The sequence below is a fragment of the Rhodopseudomonas sp. WA056 genome (assembly GCF_010906995.1).
In the GTDB taxonomy this organism is placed as follows: Bacteria; Pseudomonadota; Alphaproteobacteria; order Rhizobiales; family Xanthobacteraceae; genus Rhodopseudomonas; species Rhodopseudomonas palustris_G.
In genome coordinates, this window is sequence record NZ_QPFS01000209.1 from 1 (window position 1) to 3,874 (window position 3,874).

At 64.5% G+C, this 3,874-nt stretch carries 6 protein-coding genes; all 6 read right to left on the reverse strand.

Annotated features, from left to right (window positions below):
• The coding region (flhB, locus tag DU475_RS23260; RefSeq protein WP_164633459.1) for a flagellar biosynthesis protein FlhB at positions 1 to 1,010 on the reverse strand (1,010 nt) is incomplete at its 3' end.
• 26 nt (positions 1,011 to 1,036) lie between these two features.
• Entirely contained in the window at positions 1,037 to 1,804 is a 768-nt protein-coding gene (gene fliR, locus DU475_RS23265) for a flagellar biosynthetic protein FliR (RefSeq protein ID WP_041807113.1), read from the reverse strand.
• A gap of 109 nt (positions 1,805 to 1,913) precedes the next feature.
• The gene (gene fliQ / locus DU475_RS23270) at positions 1,914 to 2,177 is read right to left on the reverse strand and encodes a flagellar biosynthesis protein FliQ (RefSeq protein ID WP_013501237.1); all 264 of its coding nucleotides are present in this window, start codon (positions 2,175 to 2,177) and stop codon (positions 1,914 to 1,916) included.
• A 162-nt stretch (positions 2,178 to 2,339) separates the two neighbouring features.
• On the reverse strand, positions 2,340 to 2,648 hold the full coding sequence (fliE, locus tag DU475_RS23275) for a flagellar hook-basal body complex protein FliE (RefSeq protein ID WP_013501236.1): 309 nt from the start codon (positions 2,646 to 2,648) through the stop codon (positions 2,340 to 2,342).
• 34 nt (positions 2,649 to 2,682) lie between these two features.
• Positions 2,683 to 3,108: a flagellar basal body rod protein FlgC gene (gene flgC, locus DU475_RS23280; RefSeq protein ID WP_013501235.1), complete on the reverse strand. Its 426-nt coding sequence runs from the start codon at positions 3,106 to 3,108 to the stop codon at positions 2,683 to 2,685.
• Between the two features lie 23 nt (positions 3,109 to 3,131).
• Positions 3,132 to 3,542 carry a flagellar basal body rod protein FlgB gene (gene flgB / locus DU475_RS23285; RefSeq protein ID WP_013501234.1) on the reverse strand — a complete coding sequence of 137 codons (411 nt, stop codon included), beginning with the start codon at positions 3,540 to 3,542 and terminating at the stop codon, positions 3,132 to 3,134.
• Positions 3,543 to 3,874 lie beyond the last annotated feature (332 nt).

Below are 3,874 nucleotides of genomic sequence, written 5' to 3' on the forward strand. Positions count from 1 at the left end.
GCCTGGTAGTGCTCGACCGGGATCTCCTCGTCGATCTCGACCGTGGCGTACAGCGCGCGCGCCAGAGGCACGTTCTCGACGATCGGCACGTTGTTTTCCTTCGCCACTTCCCGGATCTTGAACGCCACCGCGTCGACGCCCTTGGCGACGCAGATCGGCGCCGGCATGCCGCGCTCGTATTTCAGCGCCACCGAGAAGTGGGTCGGGTTGGTGATCACCACCGAGGCGCCCGGCACCTCGGCCATCATGCGCTTCTTCATCCGCTGATAGCGGAGCTGCCGCAGCCGGCCCTTGATGTGCGGATCGCCTTCGGACTGCTTGTACTCGTCCTTGATCTCCTGCAGTGACATCTTCTGCTTCTCGTGCCACTGCCGATACTGGAAGAAATAATCGGCGACCGCGACGAAGGCGAGCATCGCCACCACGGCGCCCAGCAGCTTCAGCGTCAGCGTCACCGTGACGCCGAGCAGCGCCGCGACGTCCATAGTCAACAATGCGTCGAGCCGGTCGTGCTCCGGATACAGCACCGCGACCATCACGATGCCGAGCGCCACCACCTTGAACAGGCCCTTGAGGAAGTTCGCCAGCGCCTGCTTGCCGAACACCCGCTTGGCGCCCTGGAGCGGCGACAGCTTGCTGAGCTTGGGCGTCAACCCTTCGGCGGAAAACACCAAACGATGCTGGATCAGGTTTCCGATCACCGCGGTGATCATCACCAGGAACAGCGGAACTCCGATCGCGGCGACGGTGGCGTACATCAGGCTCTTGGTCAGCGCGATGAGACCGTCGCCATCGACCCGCAACATCCACGATTTTTCGATCAGGCTGCGCAGCGGCCCCAGGATGCCGGCGCCGATCGAGCCGTGAAACGACGACAGCACCAGCGTGCCGCCGGCGATCAGGAACCAGGTGTTGACCTCCTGGCTCTTGGCGACGTCGCCGCGTTTCAACGCATCGTCGAGCTTTTTTTGTGTCGGCTCTTCTGTCTTCTCGTCACTGTCGTCCGACATCGCTCAACTCCGAACGATGCCGAACGTCAGCGTGGCATCAGGTCGTGCATCACGCTGCCGAAATAGCCGAGGAAGGCGCCCATCATGGTGGTCAGCACCACCGCGAGCACGATGAAGCCGATCACGATCGACAGCGGCACGCCGACGAAATACACCTGCATCTGCGGCATCAATCGCGCCAGCACGCCGAGGCCGATGTTGAAAACGAGGCCGAATACCAGAAACGGCGCGGCCAATTGCAGGCCGAGCTTGAAGGCGGCCGCGAACGCCTGGGTCGCCAAGGCCGCCACGTCGCCGGTGTTCAGCAGCTCGCCCGGCGCGAACACCTTGTAGCTGTCGCTGAGCGCCTGAATCACCAGATGGTGCATGTCGGTGGCGAACAGCATCGTGACGCCGAGCAGCGTCAGGAAGTTGCCGACCAGAACGCCCTGCTGACCTTGCGTCGGGTCGACCGCCGAGACGAAACCAAGGCCGAGCTGCTGGGCGATCACCGCTCCGGCGACCTGCAGCGCCGACAGCGTCACCCGTGCGGTGGCGCCGAGCACGATACCGATCGCGATCTCCTGAACCATCAGCACCAGCAGCGGCGTCAGCGACGACATGTCGATCTGATAGGCCGAGCGGTGCAGCGGCAGCATGATCATCGTCAGCAACAGCGCGATCGACAGCTTGATCCGCGTCGGGATGTTGCTCTCGCCGAGCGCCGGCATCAACATCACCATCGCGCCGATGCGTGCGAACACCAGCATGAAGGTGGCGGCGAGCGCCGGAAGGAAGGTCAGGTCGATGCGCATCGCGGCAATCTGGCTCGGAGCGGCGCGCGCAGGCCCCATCCACGCATCGTCCGCCCGGGGCGACGACGGCAGACGCGACCAGCGAAGCGGCGCGGGCTCCGATCATGCGTCAACCGCCGATGATTCGCGACGATATCCGGAGCATCTGGGCATGCAGCGCGTCGGCCATGAACGGCAATGCGAGCACCAGCGTGATGAACATCGCCAGGATTTTCGGCACGAACACCAGAGTCTGCTCCTGAATCTGGGTCAGCGCCTGCACCAGCGACACTGCGACGCCGACCACCAGGCCGACCACCATCAGCGGCGCCGACACCACCACGATGGTCCAGATCGCGTCGCGGGCGACGTCGAGAGTTTCGGGACCGGTCATGAGCAAATCCTTGTGTCGGCGATTGCGGCAGTGGTGGTGTTCGGTCTCGCCACCGTCATCGCGAGGAGCGGAGCAACGAAGCGATCCAGGAGCGCAGTGCGCTGAGCCCTGGATTGCTTGGTTTCGCTCGCCATCACGATGCCTGGCGGCAAGGCGCCGATGTCAGATCGGCATCCGCATGATTTCTTCGTAGGACTGGATCACCCGGTCGCGCACCGACACCAGCGTCGACACCGCGACGTCGGTCTCGGCGACCGCGGTCACCACATCCATCACGTTGGATTTGCCCGAGGCCATCGCCATCGACTGGGCGTCGGACTGCCGGCCGGCGTCGAGCACGCTTCCCATCGCCTGTTTGACCAGATTGCCGAACGACGGGACGCTGTCCTCGGCTCCCTTGTCGATGCCGGCCGGCTTGGACAGACGGGCAAGGCTCGCATAGGCGTTTGCTGCTGAAATCGGGGAGGCCATGGGTCAGTTCCTGGTGCGATGCTGAAGAAGCGGATCAGGCTTTGAGAATGTCGAGGGTGCGCTGGATCATCCGGCGGGTCGCGCTGATGACGTTGAGGTTGGCCTCGTAGGACCGCTGCGCATCCCGCATGTCGGTCATTTCGATCACCGGATTGACGTTCGGATATTTGACGTTGCCGTTGGCGTCGGCCGCCGGATTGGTCGGCTCGTATTTGACGCGGAACGCCGAGGTGTCGGGCTTGACCCGGCCGAGCGCCACCACCCGGGCGTCGAGCGACCGGTCGAGCGCCGAGGTGAAGGTCGGCACCTTGCGGCGATACGGATCGCCGCCGGCCGTCTGCGCGGTGGAGTCGGCGTTGGCGATGTTTTCCGAGATCACCCGCATCCGGCCAGCCTGGGCGCGCAGGCCGGAGGTCGCGATAGCCATCGACCTCGAAAAATCCATTGCATCGTCGGCCATCTTCATTCTCCCTGTGGCGAGGATCAGCGCTTGCCGATGGCGGTCTTCAGCACACCGAGACTTCGGGTGTAGAGCGCGGTGGCGGCTGCGTAGCCACCCTGGTTGGACGACACCTTCAGCATCTCGTCTTCCAGATTGACCGCATTGCCGGCAGGCCGGGTCTGCATGCCGCCCCTGCGGTCCTGCGAGAAACTCTCGGTTCCGCCCGACGGCGCGATATGCACGGCGCTGGTTCGCATCATCGGCAGCGAGCCGACCGGGGAGCCCGCGGTCGGACGGCCGGAGGGGTCGAAGGTTGGGGCGACCAGATCCAGGGGCTTGAAGCCGGGCGTGTCTGAATTGGCGATATTGTCCGCCAGCACGCGCTGCCGCTGCTGGTGCCATTGCATCCGGGTCCGCAGCGCCGCCAGTGTGGGAAGATCGTTGATCGGCATGACCGCCTCCGCCCCGGTCTTGCCGCTACGCGAATCCGCCGGGTAGGCAGAATTTGCCGCCTCTATGGTTAACGACTGGTTAAGAGTCGCGGGGGCGCCCCACGCGCTCGACCGCGCCCAATCGCCGTCACGCCGGCAAAAGCCGGTTTTGCCCGGCATGATTGGTGGATTAAGAGAAGAATCGGATGGCAGTTCTTGCCGGGGATTATTAAGAAGGTCCAAGGCGGTCCGCCGCGCGTCACCGCAACTGGTCGCGTTCGCACTCCGGAAAGGGCGCTTCCGGATTGCGCCGGAGCGCCAGCGTTGTTTGCCGGGGATACCGCATGTCCTCC

Coding starts and splice junctions, on each gene's coding strand:
- fliR (WP_041807113.1), bottom strand. CDS start 1,804: ATGCGCATCGACCTGACCTTCCTTCCGGCGCTCGCCGCCACCTTCATG.
- flgB (WP_013501234.1), bottom strand. CDS start 3,542: ATGCCGATCAACGATCTTCCCACACTGGCGGCGCTGCGGACCCGGATG.
- fliQ (WP_013501237.1), bottom strand. CDS start 2,177: ATGACCGGTCCCGAAACTCTCGACGTCGCCCGCGACGCGATCTGGACC.
- fliE (WP_013501236.1), bottom strand. CDS start 2,648: ATGGCCTCCCCGATTTCAGCAGCAAACGCCTATGCGAGCCTTGCCCGT.
- flgC (WP_013501235.1), bottom strand. CDS start 3,108: ATGGCCGACGATGCAATGGATTTTTCGAGGTCGATGGCTATCGCGACC.